Genomic DNA, 24341 nt, shown 5'->3' with positions numbered 1-24341 from the left:
ATGAGTGCTACCACCCATGAACATCTTCATTCCCCGCAGCTGCAGCAGGATGCGAGCGAACGCCCGCAGCGCACGTCGCCCTGGCTGTGGCTTGCGCTGATCGTGGCGATGTTCGCTGCGGCGCTGATGTGGCTGCGGTTCTCCAACCAGGAAGACGTGGCGCCGGCCCCGGTGGGCGAGCGCATGCTGCCGGCCAGCGAGACCCCGGTGGCGGCCACGCCCGCCCCGGCGGCACGTAATGCCACCCCGGTCGGCGACACGCGCAAGGCGGCTCCGGTACGCAACCGCGAGGCGCGCCCGCTGGCCAGCAATGGCAAGCCGGCCTACCCGCCTGCTGCGCTGCGCAGCGGCGTGCAGGGCAGCGTGATTGCCAGCTTGAATGTCGATACCCGCGGCAACGTGACCGATGCCAGCATCGTGTCGCGCAGCGGCGAGCGCAGCCGTGACCTGGACCGCGCCGTGCTGAACACCGTGCAGGGCTGGAAGTTCGAGCCGGCGGTGCATGACGGCCGCGCGGTGGCCAGTGTGGTGCGCGTGCCGGTGGATTTCCGTACCGAGCGTTGATCGCGAGCGAGGGGTTCGTGATCGGGACGGAGGCTTCGGCCTCCGTCTTTTTTTGTGCCGGGGTTGTGGATTGCCGGCCAGCGGCCGGCACTACCGGGTTACGGGCGCGGCTGCATTTTCGCCGGGCATGGGCCCGGCGCTACCGGGGTCGACGCCGAATGGTAGCGCCGGGCCATGCCCGGCGAGCGCAGCGGCGCCGTGCCGACCTCAAGCCAGGTTGAAACCCGCGCTGCGGGCCAGGCCGTCGAAATCGGGGAAGGAGGTGGCGACGTTGGCGATATCGTTGATGCGCACTTCGCCTTCGCTGATCTGGCCGGCGATGGCGAAGGCCATGGCGATGCGGTGGTCACCGTGGCTTTCGATGGTGCCGCTGCCCAGGCGCACGCCGCCGTGCAGGGTGGCACCGTCTTCGGTTTCATCCACCTGCATGCCCAGCGCGCGCAGGCCGGTGGCCATGGCGGCCAGACGGTCCGATTCCTTCACCCGCAGTTCGGCGGCGCCGGTCACCACGGTCTGGCCTTCCGCGGCAGCGGCCGCCACGAACAGGGCCGGGAATTCGTCGATCATGTCCGGCACCAGTGCTTCCGGAATGCGCGCGCCCTTCAGCGGGGCGTAGCGCACCACCAGATCGGCCACCGGTTCACCGCCCTGCTCGGCCGGGTTCTCTTCGGTGATGTCCGCGCCCATCAGGCGCAGTGCATGCAGCAGGCCGGTGCGACGCGGATTCAGGCCGACCTGCTTCAGGCGCAGCTCGGAACCGGGAATGATGCTGGCCGCGACCAGGTAGAACGCGGCCGAGGAGAAATCGGCCGGAACCACGATGTCGGTGGCGCGCAGGCGCTGGCCGCCACGCAGGCGGGCCTTGCCCGGCGAGAATTCGATTTCCACGCCGAAGGCCGACAGCATGCGTTCGGTGTAGTCGCGGGTGGGGTGCGGTTCGACCACGCTGGTTTCGCCCTGCGCGTACAGGCCGGCCAGCAGCACGGCCGACTTCACCTGTGCACTGGCCACCGGCGAGGCGAAATCAATGCCCTGCAGCGACTGGCCGCCATGCACGTGCAGCGGCGGAGTGCCATCGTCCTGGGTGTCGATCTTCGCGCCCATCTGCGAAAGCGGGCCGGTAACACGGCGCATGGGGCGGCCGGACAGCGATTCATCGCCCACCAGGGTGCAGTCGAACGCCTGGCCGGCCAGCAGACCAGCCAGCAGGCGCATGCCGGTGCCGGCGTTGCCGCAGTCCAGCGGCGCGCTGGGCGCCTGCAGGCCGTCGATGCCGACGCCATGCACGATGCGCTGCGAGGCACTGGGGGTTTCGATGCGCACGCCCAGCTGGCTGAAGATGCGCGCGGTGGCGCGGGTGTCTTCGCCTTCCAGGAAGCCGTCGATATGGGAGGTGCCATCAGCCAGCGCGGCGAACATCACCGAGCGGTGCGAGACCGACTTGTCGCCGGGAATGGTCAGGCTGCCCTGCAGCGGCTGGCCCTTGCGGGCAATCCAGTGTTGCGCGTTGCTCATCGTTCGATCGTTCCGTAAACGCCGGCGCGCCGGCGGTGCATCAAAGGGCGCGGCACGCGGCCGCAACGGCAATCAGGGCACGGCCACCGGGTAGGAACCCAGCACCTTGATCTGCGCCGAGTGCGCTTCCAGTTCGGCCAGTGCGGCCTGCATGGGCGCATCGTCGATATGGCCGGCCAGATCGATGAAGAAGCCGTATTCCCACTTGCCGTGGTGCGAGGGGCGCGACTCGATGCGGTTCATGCTGATGCCGTGGCGAGCGAACGGGCTGAGCACATCGAACAGCGCGCCGGGCTTGTCATGGATGAACACCAGCACCGAGGTGCGGTCGTGGCCGGAGGTGGGGAAGATGTTGCGGCCCACCACCAGGAAACGGGTGGTGTTATCGGCATCGTTCTGGATGGGCTTGGTGACGACCTTCTTCAGGCCGTACACGTGGCCGGCGCTCTCGCCGCCGATGGCTGCTGCATCGTCGGCATTGCGCGCACGGCGCGCGCCTTCGGCGTTGCTGGCCACCGGAATCTTCTCGGCCTTGGGCAGGTTGGCGCGCATCCACGCCGAGGTCTGCATGAAGGACTGCGGGTGGCCGTAGACGCGCTCGATATCTTCCAGGCGGCCACTGCGCGACATCAGGTACTGCTGCACGCGCAGTTCCACTTCACCGCAGATCTTCAGGTTGGAGGTGAGGAACATGTCCAGGGTGATCTGGATGGTGCCCTGCCCCGAGTTTTCCACCGGCACCACGCCGAAATCGGCGTTGCCCGCTTCCACTTCCTGGAACACTTCTTCGATGCTGGCCATGGGCAGGCCCATGGCCGAGCGGCCGAAGTGCTTGAGCACAGCCTGCTGGCTGAAGGTGCCTTCCGGGCCGAGGTAACCGATCTTCAGCGGCTCCTGCTGGGCCAGGCAGGCCGACATGATTTCGCGGTAGACGTGCACCAGCACTTCATCGCTGAGCGGGCCTTCGTTGCGGTCCACCACCATGCGCAGCACCTGCGCTTCGCGCTCGGGGCGGTAGTAATCGACGGCGGCGGCGAGCTTGCCCTTGGCCTTGCCGACCTGGTGGGCGAACTGCGCACGCTCGGCGATCAGGCTCTGGATGTCGCGGTCGATCTGGTCGATCTTGGAGCGCACATCGGCCAGTGCCAGCGGCGCCTGGGTCGGCACCGGGGTGGTCTTGGAGGCGGCCTTGCGCTTGGGCGCGGCAGCGGCCTTGGCCGGCTCGGCCTTGGCGGATGCGCCCTGCTTCGGCGACTTCTTGCTGGGTTTGCTTGCCATCGGAATTCCTTGTTGCGGGGCACGCACCCGACGGTGCGCGCCGTTCATTGCTCAGCCGTTGCGCTGCTGGAAATCGGCCATGAAGGCGACCAGCGCCTCGGCCCCGGCCAGTGGCATGGCGTTGTACAGCGAGGCGCGGATGCCACCGACCACTTTGTGGCCCTTCAGCGCCAGCAGGCCGGCGGCCTTGGCTTCGGCCACGAAGCGGGCATCGAGATCGGCGTTGGGCAGGAAGAACGGGATGTTCATCCGCGAGCGCGCCGAGTGCGCGACTTCATTGCGGTAGAAGCCGCCGGAGGCATCGATAGCGCCGTACACCAGCGCGGCCTTGGCGGCATTGCGCTTGGCGAATTCGACCACGCCGCCTTCGGCCAGCATCCACTTGAACACCAGCCCGGCCAGGTACCAGTTCCAGGTGGGCGGGGTGTTGAGCATGGAATCGCGGGCGACGTGCGAGCGGTAATCGAAGATGTCCGCGCGGGCCTGGCCGCTGCGCTCGAGCAGGTCGCGGCGGATGATCATCACCGCGATGCCGACCGGGCCCAGATTCTTCTGCGCGCCGGCATAGATGACGCCATAGCGGCGCACATCCAGCGGTTCGCTGGCGATGGACGAGCTGAAGTCGGCCACCAGCGGGATGCTGCCGGTATCGGGCACATCACGGAATTCGACGCCGTGGATGGTCTCGTTGGCGGTGATGTGCACGTAGGCGGCATCGGGCGAGAGCTGCCAGCTGCTGCGCTCGGGCAGCGCGCGGTAGCCGTTGGCTTCGCTGCTGGCGGCGATGTTGACGTCCACGTAGGGACCGGCCTGCTTGACCGCGGTCTTTCCCCAGTGGCCGCTGACCACGTAGTCGGCCCGCTGGCCGGCATGGGCGAAGTTGAGCGGAATGAGGGCCTGCTGGGTGGTGGCACCGCCGGGCAGGAACAGCACGGCGTAGTCATCGGGAATATCGAGCAGGCGGCGCAGATCGGCCTCGGCCTCGGCGGCCACGGACATGAATTCCGCGCCGCGATGGCTCATTTCCACGATCGAGGCGCCGGCACCGTGCCAGTCCAGCATTTCCGCCTGCGCCTGGCGCAGGACCGATTCCGGCAAGGTTGCAGGGCCGGCACTGAAGTTGAACGCGCGCGTCATGTCACACCTGTGGGGCAAGACCCCTAGTATGCCGCAGTGCACCAGCCTTGCGGCCTAGTGCGGCAAGGGAATTTTGGTTTCATTGGAATCCATTTGCCCGCCACGAAGGTCGTGCCGGCCGCTGGCCGGCAGCGCCTTCAGCGGGCGCCGAACCAGAGCAGGAGGCTGAGGATGCCTGCCAGCGCCACGGCACTGACCAGCAGCCACGGCCAGCGACGGACGCGGCGCGGCGCGACGGGGGCTTCGGCCACCTGTTCGGCGTCCTGGCTGGATTCGTCTTCGGCCGGCAGCGGGCGACGGCGCGGGTCGTGCGGCACTTCCAGCACGAAGCGGTGCTGGCCATCGAACACCACCTGGTCGCCGGGCTGCAGCCAGCAATGGCGCACGGCCACGCCGTTCACCCGGGTGCCGTCGGCACTGCCCAGGTCGCGCAGCAGCACGCGGTCGCCCTGCACTTCCACCCGCGCATGCTGTTCGGCAAAGGCGGGATCGTCGATTTCGATATCGGCATCGCCGCCGCGGCCGACCAGACGGGCACGCGACAGGGTGAAGCTGCGGCCATGGTGCAGGCCACCCACGCCACGCAGCAGGCGCTGCTCGTCGGGGTTGCTCTCGTTGCCGGGGGTCGGTGCCTGCAACAGGCTGTCGACCTCGCCCTGCAGGACCATTTCCACGCCATCCACGTACACCGCATCGCCCGCGCGCAGCAGGGCCATGCGCCGCACCGGGCGGCCGTTCACGTGAATGCTGCGGATGCCGTTGCCGACCTGCAGCCAGAGGCCGCGGTCGTCCATGCAGAACTGCGCCAGCAGCAGTGCGCCGTTGCCGGGGTCACCCAGCCGCACGCTGCCGTTGGCCTGGCGCACGATGCGCTGCACCCCGGGCCGCAGGGGCTGGTCGGGCTGTTGTTGTTGGCTGAAGTGAACAAGCAGGTTCTGCACGCGGCGCAGACTAGCAGGTTGCTCGCCAACGAAGAAGAACCGGCGATGAGCGCTTGGCGTGGCGCCCGCCGATGCGCACAATGGCCGCCCTCTTTACATATCCCCGCCCAGCGCCAGGAGCCTGCATGTCCACCATCGATGTCCGCCACGCCCACGCCCTGCCCGATGCACAGGCACGCGAAGCGATCGAACAGGTTGCCGCCAAGCTGGGCGAGCGCTTCGGCCTGAAATCCAACTGGGCCGCCGACGTGCTGAACTTCAGCGGCAGCGGCGTGGACGGCGCCATCGAGCTGCAGCCGGGCGCGGTGCGGGTCACGGCCAAGCTGGGCTTCCTGCTGTCGGCCATGAAGGGCATGGTGGAAAGCGAAATCCAGCGCGTGCTGAAGGAAAAGCTGGGCTGAACCCCGGCGGCGGCCATCACGGCCCAGCAACGTTGCTGCGCGCTACCCTCGGGGGCAGGTCCAACTCCCCCGGGAAGCGCGATGAACCAGTACGAGAATGACGACCGCCGCGACGACGACGCTTCGTTCGGCGAACAGGCCGAGCGCTTTTCGCGCAAGTTCAGCGATTCGGCACAGCAGGTCTGGCTGGCCGGCCTTGGCGCCCTGGGGCGCGCGCAGGCCGAAGGCAGCCGCTTCTTCGATGGCCTGGTGAAGGAAGGCGAAGCCTGGGAAGCCCGCCGCCGCGAACGCAGTGGCGAGCAGGGTCCGGGCTGGCGCGACAACGTGGAAACCTCGCTGGACGAGGCCCGCGAAAAGGCCTCGGGCACCTGGAACAAGGTCGAAAAGGCCTTCGATGACCAGGTGCAGGGTGTGCTCAAGCGCCTGCACGTGCCCACCGCCGATGAACTGACTGCGCTGGAAGCACGGCTGGACGCGTTGCATGCGCGGCTGGCCAAGCTGGAAAACCGCGCGGCGTCGGGCACCGATGCGCCGCCACCGGGCAGCCACCAGGCGCCCTGACCGGCCATTGTTGCAATGCAATAAAATTTGGCTGACAATCGCGAGGAACCCGCCAATCGCTTCGGCTGCCGTTTGTTCCCTCCCCTCACGGCTTCAGGATTGGCGGGTTTTTTCGTGCCTGCGCCGCGCTGATCTGCGGGCTGCATCACGCTTCATGTGGGGAACGTCCTGACGCAATCGGCCGGCGTGGCCTTTACACTGTCGTCTTCCGTTTTCGCCCCTTCCGCTCCCGTCCTGCATGCTCCCTTGGATTCTGGCCCTGTTGTCGGCCCTGCTTACCTGCACCCTGGCAATTGTCTACCTGTGGTGGATCAAGCGGCGGCGAACGGAAATGCAACTGGGGCTGCAAGCCCTGGCGGGCATGCACTGGCGCGAGTTTTCCACGCTGATCAAGCGCATGCTGCGCGAGCAGCGTGGCCTGCGCGAAATCGACCACCCCAGCGAAGACGCCCGTGAGCCCAGCAGCGATTTCCTGCTGAGCGATGGCCCCAACAGCTGGCTGGTGTCGTGCAAGCACGGCCTGGCCTACCGCATCGGTACCGCCGCGGTGAACGAACTGGGTGCGACCGCGCGCCTGGGCGGCGCCAAGGGCGGCCTGCTGATCACCGAGGGGCGGGTTGAACGCGATGGCCTGGCGGCTGCGGAAAAGCAGGCCGTGGAAGTACTGGACGGCCCGCGCCTGTGGCCGTTGCTGGAGCCGTATCTGCCGACCGAGATCGACCAGCGCGTGCGGGCCATCGCCCGCAACGAGGCGCTGCGCCGCATCGCGATTTCCGCCCTGGGCGCCGTGACCCTGGGCCTGCTGGTGGGCCTGAGCTTGCAGGGCCTGCATGTGGAAACCAGCGAGCCGGCCGCTGACAGCGCGCCGGCCGTGGCGACTGCGGCCCCTGCCCCTGCCCCTGCCGCTGTGCCGACGACGGCCCCGGCGCCGGAACCGACTGCCACGCCGGCTGCTGCACCCGCCGATGCGCCGGCAGCTGCCGTGCCGACGCCCGCCCCGGCCACGCCCGGCGCGGACGACGGCCACAGCGACCTGAATCCAGACACGGCCACTCTGGACCGCTACCAGGCCGAACTGGCACGGGCCCTCGCCCGCCAGCCCGGCATTGCCAGCGGCGTCTGGCTGACCCGCCAGACCCTGGCCATCAACCGCTCCGGCGAACTGGAAGAGGTGTGGCCGCGGGTGTGCCAGGAAGTGCTGCGCTTCCCGGCCCTGCGCAATGTACGCGTGCAGCTCAACGCCCGCCCGGGTGTGAATGAGCCGGTGCGCTGGCGGCAGTGCGCCACGTATTGATGGGGCACATCCACGCATGGCGTGGATCTACTGATGGTCGGGTGACATCCACGCATGGCGTGGAAGCCTACCGCGCGCCCGGCGCGAAACGCGCCACCAGATCCCAGGCATCGCCCAGGAACATCTGCCGCACGCGGGTGATGGGCTGTTCGCCGCGCCAGGTAAGGCGTTCGATCACCAGGCAGGCAGTGCCGGGCTTCACGTCCAGCAGCTTGGCCGAAGCGGCATCGGCGCCCCAGGCGCTGATGCGGTGCTGGGCACGGGTCCAGGACACGTTCTGCAGCAGCCAGCTGCCGGGTGCGGTGGTGGTGAAATCCACGTCCAGCACTTCGGGCACGCCCACCGGGCTGATCAGGCGGTGTTCCAGCGCCAGCGGGCGACCATCGGCCAGGTGCAGGCAGCGCATCGCCAGCAGCGCTTCGCTGCCGGCCAGCTCCACTTCACCCGCATTGCCGGGCTCGGCCAGGCGCAGGTCGCGCTGCAGCAGCCGGTAGGCGTACTTGTGCCCGCGCGACCCCACCTCCATGGCGATGTCCGGAATCTCCAGCGCCACCTGTTCCAGGTGCGGGGGCTGCCGCGCCACGAACGAACCGGCACGGCGGCGGCGCTCGATCATGCCGCTCTCGGCCAGCGCGGTCAGCACCTTGTTCACCGTCATGCGCGAGCAGCCGTACTGCTCCATCAGCTCGTGCTCATAGGGGATGCGGAAACCCGGCGCCCACTCTCCGCTGAGGATGCGGCTTTCCAGATCGCTGCGGATACGCTGGTTGAGCGTGGCGGACTTGCTGGCCTTCACGGGTGCGGGGGTCTCGATGAGGATCTCGATAAGCAGGGAGGCGGTCAGCCCAGCACGCCACGCAGGGCAGCGGCGAAGGCGCGGTTGATCGCCTCGCGCTGCAGGTGGCGGCCATCGGCCACGACCTGGCGGCCATGGCGCCAGACCGAACGCAGCGCGCCATTACGTGCAGCGAACACCCAGCTGTCAAGCCATGCGTCATCCTGCCGCGCCTGCAGCGCCGGGTGGCTGGCGTCCAGTTCGAGCAGATCGGCACTGGCGCCCACCTGCAGGCCGGCGGCCACGCCCAGTGCCTGCGCACCGCCGTGCAGCGCGCCTTCGAACAGGAAACGGCCGCTGCTGCGGGTGGCATCGGGGGCCAGCACGTTGCGCCCGCGCAGGGTCAGACGCTGGCCGTATTCGAGCAGGCGCAGTTCTTCGGCGGCATCGATCAGCACGTTGGAATCGGAACCGACACCGAAGCGCCCACCTTCGCGCGCGAAGGCCTGCATCGGGAACAGGCCATCGCCCAGATTGGCTTCGGTAATCGGGCACAGCCCGGCCACGGCCCGGCTGGCCACCATCTGCGCGCGCTCGGCATCGGTGATGTGGGTGGCGTGCACCAGGCACCAGCGCTCGTCCACCGGCGCGTTGTCGTACAGCCACTGCACGGGGCGCTGGCCGCTCCAGGCCAGGCAGGCCTCGACTTCACGCACCTGCTCGGCGATATGGATGTGCACCGGGCCGCCGGTCAGCGGCAGCAGGGCGGCCAGTTCCTCGCCGGTCACCGCGCGCAGGCTGTGCGGGGCGATGCCGAGCACCGCATCCGGCAGCGCGGCCAGTGCCGGCTTCGCGGCGTCCAGCAGCTGTGCGAACCCGTCCACGTCGTGGATCAGCCGGCGCTGCGCGGGATTCGGCGGCGCCCCGCCGAAATCGGCATGGGCGTAGAACACCGGCAGCAGGGTCAGGCCGATGCCGGTCTGCTCGGCGGCGGCGGCAATGCGCGCGCTCATCTCGGCGCGGTCCGCATAGGGCTGGCCGTCGGCATCGTGATGCAGGTAGTGGAATTCGCCGACCCGAGTGAAGCCGCTTTCCAGCATTTCCATATAGGCCTGGGCGGCGATGGCCTGCACCGCATCGGGGCGCAGGTGGGCCAGGAAGCGGTACATCAGCTCGCGCCAGCTCCAGAAGCTGTCGCCGTCGCCGCCGCCGATCTCGGTCAGGCCGGCCATGCCGCGCTGGAAGGCGTGGCTGTGCAGGTTGGGCAGGCCCGGCAGCAGGATGCCGACGCGGGTATCCCCATCCTGCGCACCCTGCCCCGTTTCAATGCGGGTGATGCGGCCACCCTGCACCTGCAGGCGGACATCACGGGCCCAGCCTTGCGCCAGCAGGGCGTGGGCGGCGTGGAAAGCGTGCGGGGAACGCGAATCGGACATGGCTGGACAACCCGAAATGGACACCTATATTGTATAGACATATAAGCACAGCCGCGTTGTGGATGCCATGCACGTCGATACCCTCTGGTCCAACGTCCACCTGATGACCCTCGACGGCGAGGGCCTGGGGGTCATCGCCGATGGCGTCCTGGCCTGCGCCGGTGGCCGCATCGTCCACGTCGGCGCCGCCGGCAGTGATGCCCACCTGCGGCCGACCACCCGCATCGATGGCGAAGGGCGCTGGATTTCACCAGGCCTGGTCGACTGCCACACCCACCTGGTCTACGCCGGCAACCGCGCCAACGAATTCGAGCAGCGCCTGCAGGGCGTGAGCTATGCGGACATCGCGCGGGCCGGCGGCGGCATCGTGTCCACCGTGCGCGCCACCCGCGCCGCCACGCCGGAACAGCTGGCCCACGAAAGCCGCCCGCGCCTGCTGGCCATGCGCGCCGAGGGCGTGACCACGGTCGAGATCAAATCCGGTTACGGCCTGACCCTGACCGACGAGCGCAAGCAGTTGCAGGTGGCGCGCGCGCTGGGCGAGGAATGCCGGGTGAACGTGGTGCCGACCTTCCTGGGCGCGCATGCAGTGCCGCCGGGGCGCGAGGCACAGGAATACACCGACGAGGTGTGCAACGAGATGATTCCGGCCATCGCCGCCGAAGGCCTGGCCGAAGCGGTGGACGTGTTCTGCGAAAACATCGCCTTCTCGCCTGCGCAGGCACGGCAGGTCTTCGAGGCGGCGCGTGCGGCCGGGCTGGCGCTGAAGATCCATGCCGAACAGCTGAGCAACCAGCATGGCGCCGAAGTGGCGGCCAGCTTCGGTGCGCTGTCGGCCGATCATATCGAACACCTTGATGACGCCGGCATTGCCGCGATGGCAGCTGCCGGCACCGTGGCCGTGCTGCTGCCCGGCGCCTTCTACTTTACCCGCGATACCACCCTGCCGCCGATCGCCGCGCTGCGTGCGGCCGGTGTGCCGCTGGCCCTGGCCACCGACAGCAACCCCGGCACTTCGCCGCTGACCAGCCCGCTGCTGGCGATGAACATGGGCGCGACCCTGTTCCGCCTGACCGTGGACGAATGCATTGCCGGCTTCACCCGTGAAGCCGCGCGCGCGCTCGGCCGCGGCGATCGCATCGGTCGCCTGGCGGTAGGCCTGGACTGCGACCTGGCGATCTGGGACATCGACGCCCCGGCCGATCTGGTCTACCGCATGGGATTCAACCCGCTGCACGCGCGCGTGGTGCGCGGGCAGCCCGACCTGCCTGCCTCCTGGAGCAACACATGAGCAACACCCTGGTTCTTCGCCCCGGCCATGTCACCCTTGCCCAGTGGCGGCAGGTCTATCGCGGTGCGCCGCTTGCACTGGACCCGGCTGCGCTGCCAGTGGTGCGTGCCAGTGCCGCGACCGTCGCCGCCATCGTCGCCAAGGGCGCGCCGGTGTATGGCATCAATACCGGCTTCGGCAAGCTGGCCAGCGTGCGCATCGAGCGCGAAGACCTGGCCACCCTGCAGCGGAACATCGTGCTCTCGCATGCCGCCGGCGTAGGTGAGCCGATGCCGGCCAACGTGGTGCGGCTGATGATGGCGCTGAAGCTGGTCAGCCTGGCGCAGGGCGCTTCGGGCGTGCGCGAGGAAACCCTGCTGCTGCTGGAAGCGATGCTGGTGAAGGGCGTGCTGCCGGTGGTGCCGGCACAGGGCTCGGTGGGTGCCTCGGGTGACCTGGCACCGCTTTCGCACCTGGCCAGCGTGATGCTGGGCGTGGGCGAGGCCTTCATCGGCGACCAACGCCTGCCGGCGGTCGACGCGCTGGCACGTGCCGGCCTGCAGCCGATCGAACTGGGCGCGAAGGAAGGCTTGGCCCTGCTCAACGGCACCCAGTTCTCCACCGCCTATGCGCTGGCCGGCCTGTTCGAGATCGAGACCGTGTTCCAGGCCGCGCTGGTGACCGGCGCGCTGTCGGTGGAAGCGGCCAAGGGTTCGGACACGCCGTTTGATCCGCGCATCCATGCCATCCGTGGCCAGCGCGGGCAGATCGCCACCGCCGCCACCCTGCGTTCGCTGATGCAGGGTTCGGACATCCGCGAATCGCACCGCGACAACGATGTGCGCGTGCAGGATCCGTACTGCCTGCGCTGCCAGCCGCAGGTGATGGGCGCGGCGCTGGACATCCTGCGCCAGGCCGCGACCACGCTGGAGATCGAAGCCAACGGCGTGTCCGACAATCCGCTGGTGTTCACCGATACCGGCGAGGCGTTGTCCGGCGGCAACTTCCACGCCGAACCGGTGGCCTTCGCGGCCGACATGCTGGCCATGGCGGTGTGCGAGATCGGCTCGATCAGCGAGCGCCGCCTGGCGATGCTGGTGGATCCGGCGCTGTCCGGCCTGCCCGCGTTCCTGACCCCGCGCCCCGGCCTGAATTCCGGCTTCATGATTCCGCAGGTAACTGCTGCCGCGCTGGTCTCTGAAAACAAGCAGCGCGCCTACCCGGCCAGCGTCGATTCCATTCCCACCTCGGCCAACCAGGAAGACCATGTGTCGATGGCCGCGCACGGTGCCCGCCGCCTGATACAGATGGCCGAAAACGCGGCCAACGTGATCGGCATCGAACTGCTGGCTGCCGCGCAGGGCTGCGACTTCCACGCACCGCTGCGCTCCAGCGCCGCACTGGAAACCGTGCGCGCCACCCTGCGCGCGCAGGTACCGACGCTGGAAGAGGACCGCTACTTCCACCCGGACATGGTGACCGCCACGAACCTGGTGCGCAGTGGTGCGCTGGCGCAGGGGCTGGAAGCGCTGTTGCCGACCGTGGAGCCGCAGGCATGAATGCCCGCCCCGACTGGCTGACGGTGCACGAGGGCGATGCCCCGTTGATCGTCAGCTTCCCGCATACCGGCAGCGAGCTGCCGCACGAACTGATGGGCGACTATCACTCGCCGTGGCTGGCGCGCCGCGATGCCGACTGGTGGGTACATGACCTGTACGACTTCGTGCGCGGCATGGGCGCGACCACGGTGCGTTCGGCCATTTCGCGTTCGGTGATCGACCTCAACCGCGACCCCAGCGGGGTATCGCTGTATCCGGGCCAGAACACCACCGGGCTGTGCCCGCTGACCACCTTCGACAACCAGGCGCTGTACCACGCCGGCCGCGAGCCGGACGAGGCGGAGATCGCGCGCCGCCGTGACACGTATTTCGCGCCTTACCACGATGCACTGGCGGCACAGATCGCGCGCCTGCGTGCACGCCACGGTACGGTGGTGGTGTACGACGCGCACTCGATCCGTTCGCATATCCCGCACCTGTTCGATGGCGAGTTGCCGCAGTTCAACCTGGGCACCGCCGGCCCGTCCGGTGCGCCGGACACTTCCTGCGACAACGCGTTGAGCGATGTGGTGGAAAACCTGCTGAAAATCAGCGGCATGAGCCAGGTGCGCAACGGCCGCTTCAAGGGCGGCTGGATTACCCGGCACTACAGCGACATCCCCGGTGGCGTGCACTCGCTGCAGATGGAACTGGCCTGCCGCGGCTACATGCACGAGCCCCTGCCCGACCAGGTGGACGAGCACAGCTGGCCCACCCCGCTTCACCCCGACCACGCCGCACCGCTGCGCCACACCCTGGCGCAGGTGCTCAACGCCTGCCTTGAATTCGCTACGAACCGGAGCGCCGCATGACCCGCAACGACCCGTCCCGCACCATCGCCGCGCCTACCGGCACCACGCTGAACGCCAAGAGCTGGCTGACCGAAGCGCCGCTGCGCATGCTGATGAACAACCTGCACCCGGACGTGGCCGAGCGCCCGCAGGAACTGGTGGTGTACGGTGGCATCGGCCGCGCCGCGCGCGACTGGGAAAGCTTCGATGCCATCGTCGAAACCCTCAAGCGCCTGGACGATGACCAGACCCTGCTGGTGCAGTCGGGCAAGCCGGTAGGCGTGTTCCGCACCCACGCCGATGCGCCGCGCGTGCTGATCGCCAATTCCAACCTGGTGCCGCGCTGGGCCAACTGGGACCACTTCAACGAACTGGATAAGAAGGGCTTGGCCATGTATGGCCAGATGACCGCCGGCAGCTGGATCTACATCGGCGCGCAGGGCATCGTGCAGGGCACCTACGAAACCTTCGTGGAAATGGGCCGCCAGCACTTCGGTGGCGACCTGACCGGCAAGTGGCTGTTCACCGGCGGCCTGGGCGGCATGGGTGGCGCGCAGCCGCTGGCCGCGGTGATGGCCGGTGCCTCGTGCCTGGCCGTGGAGTGCCGCAAGAGCAGCATCGACATGCGCCTGCGCACCGGCTACCTGGACACCTGGACCGACAACCTGGACGAAGCGCTGCGGCTGATCGACGAAGCCTGCAGGGCCGGTACGCCGAAGTCGGTGGGCCTGCTGGGCAACGTGGCCGACGTGCTGGCCGAACTGCTGGCGCGCGGTATCAAGCCCGATCTGCTGACCGACCAGACCTCGGCGCATGACCCGGTGAACGGCTACCTGCCGCAGGGCTGGACGGTCGAGCAGTGGGACGAGAAGCGTGTGAGCGCGCCGAAGGAAGTGGAAAAGGCCGCGCGGGCATCGATGGCCAACCATATCCGCGCCATGCTGGGCTTCCACGCGCTGGGCGTGCCCACCGTGGATTACGGCAACAACCTGCGGCAGATGGCGCTGGAAGAAGGCGTGGCCAATGCCTTCGATTTCCCCGGCTTCGTGCCGGCCTATATCCGCCCGCTGTTCTGCCGTGGCATCGGCCCGTTCCGCTGGGCGGCGCTGAGTGGCGACCCGGAAGACATCGCCAAGACCGATGCCAAGGTGAAGGAACTGATTCCGGACAACCCGCACCTGCACCGCTGGCTGGACATGGCCGCCGAGAAGATCAAGTTCCAGGGCCTGCCGGCACGCATCTGCTGGGTGGGGCTGGGCGACCGTGATCGCTTGGGCCTGGCCTTCAACGAAATGGTTGCCAACGGCGAACTGAAGGCGCCGGTGGTGATTGGTCGCGACCATCTGGACAGCGGCAGCGTGGCGTCGCCGAACCGCGAAACCGAAGCGATGGCCGATGGTTCCGATGCGGTGTCTGACTGGCCGCTGCTGAACGCCCTGCTCAACACCGCCAGCGGCGCGACCTGGGTGTCGCTGCACCACGGTGGTGGCGTGGGCATGGGCTTCTCGCAGCATGCCGGCATGGTGATCGTCTGCGATGGTACTGAAGCGGCGGCGAAGCGGATTGGCCGGGTGCTGTGGAATGACCCGGCCACCGGCGTGATGCGCCATGCCGACGCCGGGTATGACATCGCGCTGGCGTGCGCGAAGGAGAAGGGGTTGGATCTGCCTGGAATTACCGGTTGATTGTGGATTGCCGGCCAGCGGCCGGCACTACCCTGGTTTCGGGGTAACAGGTAGCAAAGTGCTTTCCCTAGAATGCGTTGCACAACCGGGCGCCGCTGCGCTCTGCTTCTGGGGGAAGCATGAACCGTTCAACCGATCGCGCCGGCCATCACCTGCCCGGCCGGAAAGCCCGCATTCCAACCATGGCTGCGCTGCAGTTGCTGCTGCTCTGGCTGGGCATCATCGGCCCAGCTGCGGCCCAGACCGTACCTGGGCCCCCAACTATTGGCCCGGCCATCACCACCCCTTCGTCCCCCGGCATGCAGACCGGCAGCGCGACCGTGTCCTTCAGCCCGCCTTCCAGTGATGGCGGCGCGGCGATCAGTGACTACACCATTATCAGTTCGCCCGGCGGACAGAGTGTCAGCGCCAGCAGCTCGCCAGCGGTCGTCACTGGATTGACCCTGGGCACGTCGTACACGTTCGGCGTCATTGCCACTAATTCCGCAGGGTCCAGCCCTCCTTCGGCGCAGAGCAATGCCGTCACGCCAATGGGTCAGCAGACCATCAGCTTCGTCAACCCCGGCGGGCTGAACTTCGGCACCACCACGCCCCTGTCGGCCACCAGCAGTTCCGGACTAGCGGTCCAGCTGGTTGCCCAGACCACCAACATCTGCGACATCATCAACACCAACCAGGTGCGGGCGAAGGCACCGGGAACCTGCACGGTCACGGCCAGCCAGCCCGGCAGCAGCGCCTATCTGCCTGCAACCAGCGTCAGCCAGTCCTTCCAGATACTGATACCTGGCGCTGCGGTGAACATCCTTACGACCTCCCTTCCCCCGCCCATTCGAGGCACGCCGTACTCACAGACCGTTGTGGCCAGCAGTGGTGCACCACCGTACACATTCAGCATCGTCAGCGGCCCGCTGCCAAACGGGCTGGTACTGAACCCCGCGTCGGGAACGATCACTGGCGTAGCAACAGGTAGCGGTCCCTACGTCTTCACGGTGGAGGTCACCGACCAGGCACTGCAGACGGCCCGGCAGACGTACGCAGGCGTGGTCGTCTCGCCGGCCTTCACCATCAGCCCGCCAACGCTGCCCGCCGGCACGGTGGGTATGCCATTCATAGCCACCACCTTTTCCACCAGCGGTGGCATCGCGCCCTATACGTACGCGATCACCTCAGGCAGTCTGCCGGCGGGGCTGGGTCTTTCGGCGTCCGGCACGATTTCAGGCATCCCTACGGCTGCGGGAACCTACGCAGTGACGATCACTGCCACTGACAATTTCGGATCCAGCACAAGCCAGCCCCGGGTAGTGACCATTACCGACGCGCAACCCGTCGCGGTGGATGATGTTGCCGCTGTCGCCGCCAATGGCCACGTCCGCGCAGCAGTCACGGCCAACGACAGTGGCATGATCACCAGCATATCGGTGGTGGGCGGCCCGGCACATGGCACTGCCGTCGTGGAAGGGCTGCACATCATCTACACTCCCGCCGCGAACTACTTCGGCAGTGACAGCCTGCAGTACACCGCAGCCGGCCCGGGCGGCGTCTCGGCACCAGCAACGCTGGCAATCAGCATCACTGCCGGGCCGGTACCGGTTGCAACGCCTCGCGAGGTTACTCTGCTGGCCGGGGCGTCGCTCCGCCTGGATGCAACCGAAGGCGCCAGCAATGGGCCTTTCACCGCAGTGGCGATCAGCATGCCTCCCGCATCAGGCCAGGCGGTGGTGCAAGGTAACGAACTTGTCTACACCGCCGCACAGCAGACCCGTGGCCAGGTCAGCTTCGACTACACGCTCAGCAACGCGTTTGGTTTATCGCAGCCGGCACGCGTCACCCTGACCGTGAACCCTGCACCGACCGTTGTGCCAATCACCGCCGAGGCCGTCGCTGGTCATTCGGTGCAGATCAACCTGAGCCGGACCGCACACGGCGGCCCCTTCACTGCGGCCACCCTGGTCGCGGTGATGCCGGCTGCCGCCGGCACGGCCACGATCAATCCCGGCGCCGACGGCTACGTGCTGGACTTCACGCCCGCATCGAGCTTCAGCGGCACCGCGCAGATTGCCTACACCCTGAGCAACACCTACGCGACATCGGCGCAGGGCGTGGTGACCATCACCGTGGCGCCACGCAGCGATCCCTCCGCTGATGCCGAAGTGCGTGGACTGCTGTCAGCGCACGCCGATGCCGCGCGACGCATGGCGATGGGCCAGATCAACAACTTCCAGCGCCGCCTGGAACAGCTGCACAGCGGCAATGTCACCGGCTTCAGCAACGGCATCACCCTGGCTTCGGCAGGGGCCACGCGCCAGCGCGACGGCCGTGACACCGGACCCGACCCGCAGCAGATGAGCCGCCGCTACCTGCTGCAGGCCGACGCCGCTTCGGCGGACACCGCGCAGGCCGCCGGACTGCAGCCGGGCGGCCTGGCTGGTGACTGGTCGCTGTGGACCGGTGGCGCACTGAACTTCGGTTCCGCACGCGGTGGTGGACGTGACAGCGGCACCGACTTCACCACCTCCGGCATCAGCCTGGGTGCGGACCGGGCCATCAACGGGAAGCTGGCCGTGGGCGGCGGCATCGGCTACGGCCGGGACCGCTCGGACATCGGCGACAACGGCAGCCGCAGCAGCGTGGACAGCTACAGCATGGCGGTGTACGCCAGCTACCGGCCAAGCGAGCGGCTGTATGTCGATGCCCTGCTCGGCCACCAGCGACTGGACCTGGATGCACGCCGCCACGCCACCGACAGCGGCAATACCCTGCATGGCCAGCGTGATGGCAGGCAATGGTTTGCGTCGCTGTCCAGCGGCTACCGCTTCGTCGGCCGCACGCTGGAGTTCACCCCGTATGGCCGCCTGGACATGGCGCGTGCGCGGTTGGATGGATTCACCGAACAGGGCGACGTGCTGGATGCACTGGCGTACCAGTCGCAGACGGTGAACCTTTCCACCGCCACGGTAGGTGCGCTGGCACGTTGGGCATTCAAGCGCGATGGTGCGCTGTGGTCACCGCAGCTGCGCGCCGAATTCGGGCGCGACCTGCAGGGCAGCAGCGAGGCGCGCCTGGGCTATGCGGATCTGCCGGGGGCGCCGCTCTACCGCACGACGCTGTATGGCCAGTCGCGCAGCCATGGGCTGCTGGGTGCAGGTATCAGCCTGCAGACCGACAGCGCCTGGCTGCTGCGGGCCGAGTACCAGACCCGGCTGGACAGCAGCAGCGGCAATGACCAGTCGGTGATGCTGGGCGTGGAGAAGGTGTTCGGGCGCTGATCGGCGCGGTTGGCGCGACAGCCCTTGCAGCGCCGAGCCATGCTCGACTGGCGCACCTGTAGAGCCGAGCCGATGCTCGGCTCCGTAAGAACAAAGCAGCCGAGCATGGGCTCGGCTCTACAAAGGCATGCCCCATACGCTGGCGGTGGGTGACGTGGCGCGCGCGAACTGTTAACTTTCGCGCCACTTTCGTGGTTTACAGCATTCCCGCATGTCGCTTCCGTCTTACCGCCCCACCCCGTCGCTGTTGTTCCTGGCCGTATCCCTCGGCCTTGCCTCCAGCGCCCAGGCCGCACCGCAGGCCACAACGCTGGACGCCGTGCAGGTCACCGCAGCCGATGCCAGCGCGCAGGCCCGCCAGGCGCTCAAGCGCGTGCCCGGCGCCGGCAATGTGATCGATGTGGCCAAGGCGGACAGCCGCCTGTCCAGCAGCGCCGATGTGCTGGCCTTGCAGCCGGGCATCAGCGCGCAATCGCCGGGCAACGAAGGCACCAAGGTGTCGATTCGTGGTTCGGGCATCAATCGCGGGCCAGGTGCGCATGCGTCGGGCATTGCCGTTTCCCTGGATGGCCTGCCGCTGACCGGCCCGGGCGGCACGCCGTATGAGCTGCTGGAACCGCTGTGGCTGTCGCGGGTAGAGGTGCTGCGCGGTGCCAACGGCTTCGAGCGCGGCGCACCGGCGCTGGGCGGTGCCATCGACTACGTCAGCCGTAGCGGGCGTGATTCGGCCGGCGTGCAGCTGCACTACGAAGCCGGCAGCCGTGGTTACCAGAAGCGCGGGATCAGCTGGGGCGAGGTCAGTGGTGATGTCGATTACTTCCTGGCCTACACCGACAGCGAGTACGACGGCTACCAGCGCCATGCACGCGGGGATGGCACGGGTGCGATGGCCAATATCGGCTGGCAGATCAGCCCGGACCTGCAGACGCGGTTCTACGTGCGCTACCGCGAAACCAACCACGAAACGCCCGGGCGCCTGACCCGCGACCAGATCCGCAACGATCCGCGCGCGGCCAACCCGGCCAACCTGGCCATCGACGCGCGCCGCCCGCAGCCGGGCAGCACCTGGATCGGCAACATGACCACGCTGCAGATCGATGAGGATTCTTCGCTGCAGGCCGGACTGGTCTACCACAAGTACCCGATGGACCTGGGCGAGAGCCTGTACCGGCAGCAGCTGGACTACGCCGATCTGAATGCCACGCTGGACTACCGCCGGCGCCATCCGCTGTTCGGCCTGGACAGCGAAACCACCCTCGGCCTGCGCGTGGCCCACGACCTGGACGCGAACGTGCGCGAGTCGCTGCGCTATGCCAGCAACGGCTATGCCGCCGGCACGCGCACGCGTGATTTCCGCCATCTTGGCACCCACAGCACGCTGCACATCGGCAACACCGTGGCCATGAACGATCGCCTGCGCGTGCAGACCGGCCTGGCCGTGATCAACACCCGCAGCGACGTGCAGGTGACCTGGCCCAGCAGTGGTGGCCGCCTGCGCGATAGCGGCTGGGACTACGCGCCGCGCCTGGGCTTCATCTGGCAGCACAGCGCACAGACGCAGTGGTTCGGCAACCTGAGCCGTTCGGTGGAGGCGCCGCACCCGTGGTCGATGATCTGGGGTTCAAACCAGTTCTTCGGTGCGGGCAACGGCCCGTCCACCGGCCGCCAGAGCACACCGGTAGCGATGCAGAACCAGACCGCCACCACGCTGGAACTGGGCGCGCGCGGTGAAGCGGCGTTGGGCCGATGGGATCTGACCGGCTACTACGCGCATGTGAACCACGAACTGTTGAGCGTGGAGCTGCAGCCGGTGCCGAACCTGTTCGTGGCCGAGAACAACGCCAGCCCCACCGTGCACCGCGGCATCGAAGCCGGTCTGGACAGCACGCTGTGGCAGGCAGCGCCGGGCCGCCTGTCGCTGCGCCAGGCCTATACGTTCAGCGATTTCCGTTATCGCCACGATGCCCGCTTCGGCAGCAACCGCCTGCCCGGCCTGCCGCAGCACAGCTACCAGGCCGAACTGCGCTTCGACCATGCTTCAGGCCTGTATGCGGCCGTGAATACCGAATACGCCTCGCGCATTGCCGTGGACTACGCCAACAGCTACTGGGCCGGCAGCCATGTGATCTTCGGCAGCCGTATCGGCTACGAAGCACCGGGCGGCCGCTGGCAGGCATGGGCGGAAATGCGCAACATCGGCGACCGCCACTATGCGGCCACGGTCACGCCGGGCTACAACGACGCCGGCAAGGACGTTGCGCGCTCGACACCGGGCGAAGGCCGCGGCGCCTACGCCGGGGTGCGCTGGCGCTTTGACTGAGCGCCAGCGGGGAACCGCCGGGGGTGGCCCGGCGTTCCCTCAGGCGATGCGCCAGCGCGGCAGGCGTTCGCTGCGCTTCCAGATGCTGGGCGCAAAGCCGATCATCAGCAGGCCGGCCAGCCATTTCGGCGAGGTGCCCAGCACGTTGCTGGCCAGTGAACCATCGGCGGGTGCGGCGGCTTCCTGCCAGGGGTTGTAGCCCAGGTAGAGGATGCTGCCTGCCCACCACAGCAGAGCCACGCCGATGGCGACCAGCAGCAGCGCCGTGGTGCGGAAGGTCCAGCGCTGCGAGGTGGTGCCCCATTCGCGCGACACCGCCACCAGCAGGCCGACCACCAGCAGCGACACCAGTGCCACCAGGCCGATGTTGACCTTGGGCCCGAAGCGCTCATACGTGCAGGCGCGGCACGTTGCGTCCTCGGCCGTGGCGGCCGCCGCGTCAACGATGGGTTCGGCCGGGCCCGAAGCCGGCTGGGCCCAGACCGTAAACGGCATCAGGAGCACGAACATCGCGCCCATCAACCAACGAAACAACATCCTGTTTCTGCGTGCAGCGACATCCATTCGCTTGTCCTTGTCAGTGGTGATTACTGCGTGGCTACACACCGCAGCCACGGCCGGATCATAGCCCAGCGCCTGTCAGAGCGCCCGCACCACCTGCATCAGGTTGACCGCCCCGGGTGCCAGTTCCTGTGCAAGCCAGCCCAGCGCGGCGAAGAACACCAGCAGGCCCAGCAACGGCCAGATCGTGTGGGACAGACACAGCCGCCACCAGCCCTGCGCACCCATGCCCTGCATGCGCCGGTACAGGCCACCGACAATGGCGGCATCCACCAGCAGTTCGGCCATCAGCACCGGTGCCGACCACACCACCCAGGCACTGGCGAGCAGCACGCTGGCGGCAATCGCCACGATGCCCAGCACAACCAGCAACGGCAGGCCGGCCTCGGAATCGGCAACCTCCAGCAGCGCGGGCGCATCACTGTCCATCACCGACGCGGCCGGCGCCTCGGCCCAGGAGGCAGATGCACCACCGCCACCGGAATGGCCGCCACTGCCACCCCAGCCGGGGCCGCTGCGTGGCGGGCTTCCACCGCCGCCACTGCTGGCGACGTCGGCGACGCCATCGACCACGGCATCCCAGCGCCAGCGGATCCAGATCCACATCAGCAGCAGGAACACGCCATAGGCCAGCAGCACTGCCAGCGGGTAGCGCAGCAGCATGCTGTCCAGGCCCGCCAGCCGCAGCAGATACGAAGCAAGAAAACCGGCGCCACCGGTCAGCAGCACGATCAAGGACATCTGCAGGCGCGGCCACCCGTGGTGCTGCAGTTGCCGGCGCGCGCGGGCGACTTCACTGCCGCGCGTCATCGGCCGTTTCAGCGGGCGCGGCATGAAGCGCTTGCGCGGCTTCATGGGGCACGCTGCTTGGTAACCGCTTCGATGCGATGGCCATCCGGGTCGACCACGAAGCTGGCGTAATAGGTATCGCCGTAATCGGGGCGCAGGCCGGCCGGGCCATTGTCACGGCCGCCAGTGGCCATCGCCGCGGCGTGGAAGGCATCGACCTGCGCGGGCGATTGCGCAGCGAATGCCAGGTGGAAGCCGGGGCCCGGCGCGGTGGCGTCATCGCGCAGCTTCAGGCACAGCACGTCTTGGTCATCCACCAGGCCGTAACCGATGGCGGTGTCATCCTCGAATACGCGCCGATACCCCAGCGCGGCCAGAACGGCATCGTAGAAACGGCCGGCCGCGTGCAGATCGCGGACGCCAAGAGAAAGGTGGTGCAGCATGCGGACATCCTTGCCGGGCACGCGGTTGCGCGGTCGATCCGATTCTAGCCTGCCCCCCGGCGCCGTCTACCCGGCGTGGCCGCGGCCTTCGCGCATCGGCGGGCCCGTGCGTGGTATGGGCCTGCCCGATCGCTTATGGTTGGCCACCGAAGAATGGACGCTTCACCGATGAAGGCCTATCAGTTCACCCGCCCCGTCGCCGTCCTCATGTTCATCCCGATGTTCGGGTTGGGCAGCTGGGGAACGTGGTTCGGCAGTTACTGCCTGAGCGACGGCTGCCTCGCGGCTGCTCTGGCATGGATTGCTGCTGTTGCCGTCTTCATCCTGCAGGCGCTGCTGGTGCTTCCGCTGCATGCGTGGGCCCTGAAACGGCACGTCACCAAGGTCTCCCACAGCTACGTGCAATGGTTGGGTGCATCGGCCGTTGCCGCGCTGCTGCCGATCCTGGCGGGCTGGGCCTACTTCATGATCTTCAAGTAATCCGCACGCTGCCACCGCCGATGTCAGGCCGGCGGCGCGGCCGCCTTCAGCAGCTGCGCTGCCACCTGGTCGAACGGTGCGATGCCCTGCAGTGCGCGGCTCATCGCCACCGCACCTTCCACACTGGCGATGACCAGGCTGGCCAGACTGGCGGCCTGCGCCGGCGCATGGCCATCGACAACAAACGCCGCAGACAGGTGGCCCTGCCAACGCACGAAAACGTCGGCAGCGGCGGCACGGGGTTGGCTGGGCAAGGCGTCCACCGGCTCTTCAACCGCAGCGGCCAGCACCGGGCAACCGGCACGGAACTGGGTGCGCAGCAGCCGCTCGCGCCACATGGCCAGGAACTGCTGCAGGCCCTGCACCGCGCCTCCCTTCAGCAGCTCCACCAGCAGCGCTTCCACCTTGTCGCCGGCCATCTGGGTCGCCTTGGCCAGCAGTTCCTGCTTGCCGCCCGGGAAATGATGGTAGGTGGAGCCTAGCGGCGCTTCGGCCAGCCGGGTCACTTCACGGATGCTGGTGGCATTGAGCCCTACCCGCGCCAGCATCTGCGCGGCGGCATCGATCACGCGCTGCGGGGCATCGGAGGCTCGAGGACACATGCCACTCTCCTTGCTAAGACAGTCGTCATAGATTAGCGTACCGGCGGTTCTATAACAGTCGTCATAGCCATGAATCTCTGGTTCCGCCTGCTCCACCTGCTGCTGTGCAGCCTGTTCCGGCCGAAGCTGCAGGCTCCGTTCGGGGTCTCGCGCCTGCCGTTCCGGGTGCTGCCCAACGATCTGGACAGCAACCTGCACATGACCAACGGCCGCTACTGGAACATCTTCGATCTGGGCCGGCTGGACCTGATCCTGCGCATGGGCCTGGGCAAGGTGGCGCTGCGCGAGAAGTGGGCGCCCATCGTCGGTGCCGGCACCATCCAGTTCCGCCGTGAACTGAAGCCGTTCCAGCGCTTTACCCTGGAAACGCGGCTGGCGGGCTGGGTCGGCACGCGGGTGATCATGGAACAGCGCGTGCTGGTGGGCGCGGAACAGAAGGTGGCCACGCGCGCGCTGCTGGTCACCGGCATCTACGACCGCCGCGCGCGCAGTTTCGTGGGCATGGAACGGATGATGGCCGCCATCGGCTGCGATACGCCACCGTCGCCGCCGCTCAGTGCGGCCGCCGAAGCACTGCTGGCCGCCGATGCGGCGTTGAAGCGCGACAACGACTGAGCGCTGCCTGCCCGTGCGT

General features: G+C 68.0%; 22 protein-coding genes. 12 read left to right on the top strand and 10 right to left on the bottom strand.

Going from position 1 to position 24341, the window contains the following annotated elements; genetic code table 11:
• Positions 1-564 (top strand): energy transducer TonB, encoded by a 564-nt coding sequence (locus tag ACM2ZB_RS01735; RefSeq protein ID WP_416057183.1) that lies wholly within the window; start codon positions 1-3, stop codon positions 562-564.
• 207 nt (positions 565-771) lie between these two features.
• On the opposite strand, the gene aroA is transcribed toward ACM2ZB_RS01735, so the two are convergent.
• The 4 genes from aroA to ACM2ZB_RS01715 all read right to left on the bottom strand — a co-directional run bounded on the left by aroA (position 772) and on the right by ACM2ZB_RS01715 (position 5435).
• Complete coding sequence (aroA, locus tag ACM2ZB_RS01730) at positions 772-2079, bottom strand: 3-phosphoshikimate 1-carboxyvinyltransferase (protein ID WP_416057182.1); 1308 nt, start codon at positions 2077-2079, stop codon at positions 772-774.
• A 72-nt stretch (positions 2080-2151) separates the two neighbouring features.
• Positions 2152-3357, bottom strand: coding sequence for a prephenate dehydratase (gene pheA / locus ACM2ZB_RS01725; protein ID WP_416057181.1), 1206 nt, complete (start codon positions 3355-3357; stop codon positions 2152-2154).
• A gap of 51 nt (positions 3358-3408) precedes the next feature.
• Positions 3409-4494: a 3-phosphoserine/phosphohydroxythreonine transaminase gene (serC, locus tag ACM2ZB_RS01720; RefSeq protein WP_313437344.1), complete on the bottom strand. Its 1086-nt coding sequence runs from the start codon at positions 4492-4494 to the stop codon at positions 3409-3411.
• Between the two features lie 137 nt (positions 4495-4631).
• Positions 4632-5435, bottom strand: coding sequence for an FHA domain-containing protein (locus ACM2ZB_RS01715; protein WP_416057180.1), 804 nt, complete (start codon positions 5433-5435; stop codon positions 4632-4634).
• Positions 5436-5560: 125 nt separating this feature from the next.
• On the opposite strand from ACM2ZB_RS01715, the gene ACM2ZB_RS01710 reads away from it, so the two are divergent.
• From ACM2ZB_RS01710 to ACM2ZB_RS01700, 3 genes are all read left to right on the top strand, one after another.
• Positions 5561-5836 (top strand): polyhydroxyalkanoic acid system family protein, encoded by a 276-nt coding sequence (locus ACM2ZB_RS01710; RefSeq protein WP_416057179.1) that lies wholly within the window; start codon positions 5561-5563, stop codon positions 5834-5836.
• Between the two features lie 81 nt (positions 5837-5917).
• Positions 5918-6397 carry a phasin family protein gene (locus tag ACM2ZB_RS01705; protein WP_313437353.1) on the top strand — a complete coding sequence of 160 codons (480 nt, stop codon included), beginning with the start codon at positions 5918-5920 and terminating at the stop codon, positions 6395-6397.
• A 238-nt stretch (positions 6398-6635) separates the two neighbouring features.
• Positions 6636-7691 (top strand): restriction endonuclease, encoded by a 1056-nt coding sequence (locus ACM2ZB_RS01700; RefSeq protein ID WP_416057178.1) that lies wholly within the window; start codon positions 6636-6638, stop codon positions 7689-7691.
• A 67-nt stretch (positions 7692-7758) separates the two neighbouring features.
• Here ACM2ZB_RS01700 and hutC read toward each other — a convergent pair whose 3' ends face one another.
• Positions 7759-8487, bottom strand: a complete 729-nt coding sequence (gene hutC / locus ACM2ZB_RS01695; protein WP_416057177.1) for a histidine utilization repressor — start codon at positions 8485-8487, stop codon at positions 7759-7761.
• Positions 8488-8531: 44 nt separating this feature from the next.
• Positions 8532-9902, bottom strand: a complete 1371-nt coding sequence (locus tag ACM2ZB_RS01690) for a formimidoylglutamate deiminase (RefSeq protein ID WP_416057176.1) — start codon at positions 9900-9902, stop codon at positions 8532-8534.
• Positions 9903-9969: 67 nt separating this feature from the next.
• Between ACM2ZB_RS01690 and hutI the strand changes: the two genes are divergently transcribed.
• From hutI to ACM2ZB_RS01660, 6 genes are all read left to right on the top strand, one after another.
• Positions 9970-11193, top strand: a complete 1224-nt coding sequence (gene hutI, locus ACM2ZB_RS01685) for an imidazolonepropionase (protein WP_416057175.1) — start codon at positions 9970-9972, stop codon at positions 11191-11193.
• A complete protein-coding gene (hutH, locus tag ACM2ZB_RS01680; protein ID WP_416057174.1) occupies positions 11190-12731 on the top strand; it encodes a histidine ammonia-lyase in 1542 nt (513 codons plus the stop codon). The genes hutI and hutH overlap by 4 nt, the downstream gene beginning before the upstream one ends.
• Positions 12728-13582: an N-formylglutamate deformylase gene (hutG, locus tag ACM2ZB_RS01675; protein ID WP_416057173.1), complete on the top strand. Its 855-nt coding sequence runs from the start codon at positions 12728-12730 to the stop codon at positions 13580-13582. The genes hutH and hutG overlap by 4 nt, the downstream gene beginning before the upstream one ends.
• Entirely contained in the window at positions 13579-15246 is a 1668-nt protein-coding gene (gene hutU / locus ACM2ZB_RS01670; protein ID WP_416057172.1) for a urocanate hydratase, read from the top strand. The genes hutG and hutU overlap by 4 nt, the downstream gene beginning before the upstream one ends.
• A gap of 119 nt (positions 15247-15365) precedes the next feature.
• Complete coding sequence (locus tag ACM2ZB_RS01665) at positions 15366-18512, top strand: autotransporter domain-containing protein (protein ID WP_416057171.1); 3147 nt, start codon at positions 15366-15368, stop codon at positions 18510-18512.
• Positions 18513-18723: 211 nt separating this feature from the next.
• Positions 18724-20832: a TonB-dependent receptor family protein gene (locus ACM2ZB_RS01660; protein WP_416057170.1), complete on the top strand. Its 2109-nt coding sequence runs from the start codon at positions 18724-18726 to the stop codon at positions 20830-20832.
• Between the two features lie 39 nt (positions 20833-20871).
• Here ACM2ZB_RS01660 and ACM2ZB_RS01655 read toward each other — a convergent pair whose 3' ends face one another.
• The 3 genes from ACM2ZB_RS01655 to ACM2ZB_RS01645 form a co-directional block, all read right to left on the bottom strand.
• Positions 20872-21369 carry a hypothetical protein gene (locus tag ACM2ZB_RS01655; protein ID WP_416057169.1) on the bottom strand — a complete coding sequence of 166 codons (498 nt, stop codon included), beginning with the start codon at positions 21367-21369 and terminating at the stop codon, positions 20872-20874.
• Between the two features lie 102 nt (positions 21370-21471).
• A complete protein-coding gene (locus tag ACM2ZB_RS01650) occupies positions 21472-22248 on the bottom strand; it encodes a hypothetical protein (RefSeq protein WP_416057168.1) in 777 nt (258 codons plus the stop codon).
• On the bottom strand, positions 22245-22625 hold the full coding sequence (locus ACM2ZB_RS01645) for a VOC family protein (protein ID WP_416057167.1): 381 nt from the start codon (positions 22623-22625) through the stop codon (positions 22245-22247). The genes ACM2ZB_RS01650 and ACM2ZB_RS01645 overlap by 4 nt, the downstream gene beginning before the upstream one ends.
• Positions 22626-22793: 168 nt before the next feature.
• On the opposite strand from ACM2ZB_RS01645, the gene ACM2ZB_RS01640 reads away from it, so the two are divergent.
• Positions 22794-23105: a hypothetical protein gene (locus tag ACM2ZB_RS01640; protein WP_416057166.1), complete on the top strand. Its 312-nt coding sequence runs from the start codon at positions 22794-22796 to the stop codon at positions 23103-23105.
• A gap of 23 nt (positions 23106-23128) precedes the next feature.
• Here the strand turns inward: ACM2ZB_RS01640 and ACM2ZB_RS01635 are convergent, their stop codons facing one another.
• Entirely contained in the window at positions 23129-23707 is a 579-nt protein-coding gene (locus tag ACM2ZB_RS01635) for a TetR/AcrR family transcriptional regulator (RefSeq protein WP_416057165.1), read from the bottom strand.
• A 69-nt stretch (positions 23708-23776) separates the two neighbouring features.
• Here ACM2ZB_RS01635 and ACM2ZB_RS01630 point away from each other — a divergent pair, with 69 nt between their 5' ends.
• On the top strand, positions 23777-24322 hold the full coding sequence (locus ACM2ZB_RS01630) for an acyl-CoA thioesterase (protein ID WP_416057164.1): 546 nt from the start codon (positions 23777-23779) through the stop codon (positions 24320-24322).
• Positions 24323-24341: the final 19 nt, after the last annotated feature.

It is taken from the genome of Stenotrophomonas maltophilia (assembly GCF_047782825.1).
Classification (GTDB): domain Bacteria; phylum Pseudomonadota; class Gammaproteobacteria; order Xanthomonadales; family Xanthomonadaceae; genus Stenotrophomonas.
Note: the sequence above shows the minus strand (reverse complement) of the source record. Positions and strands in the feature narration are given on the sequence as shown.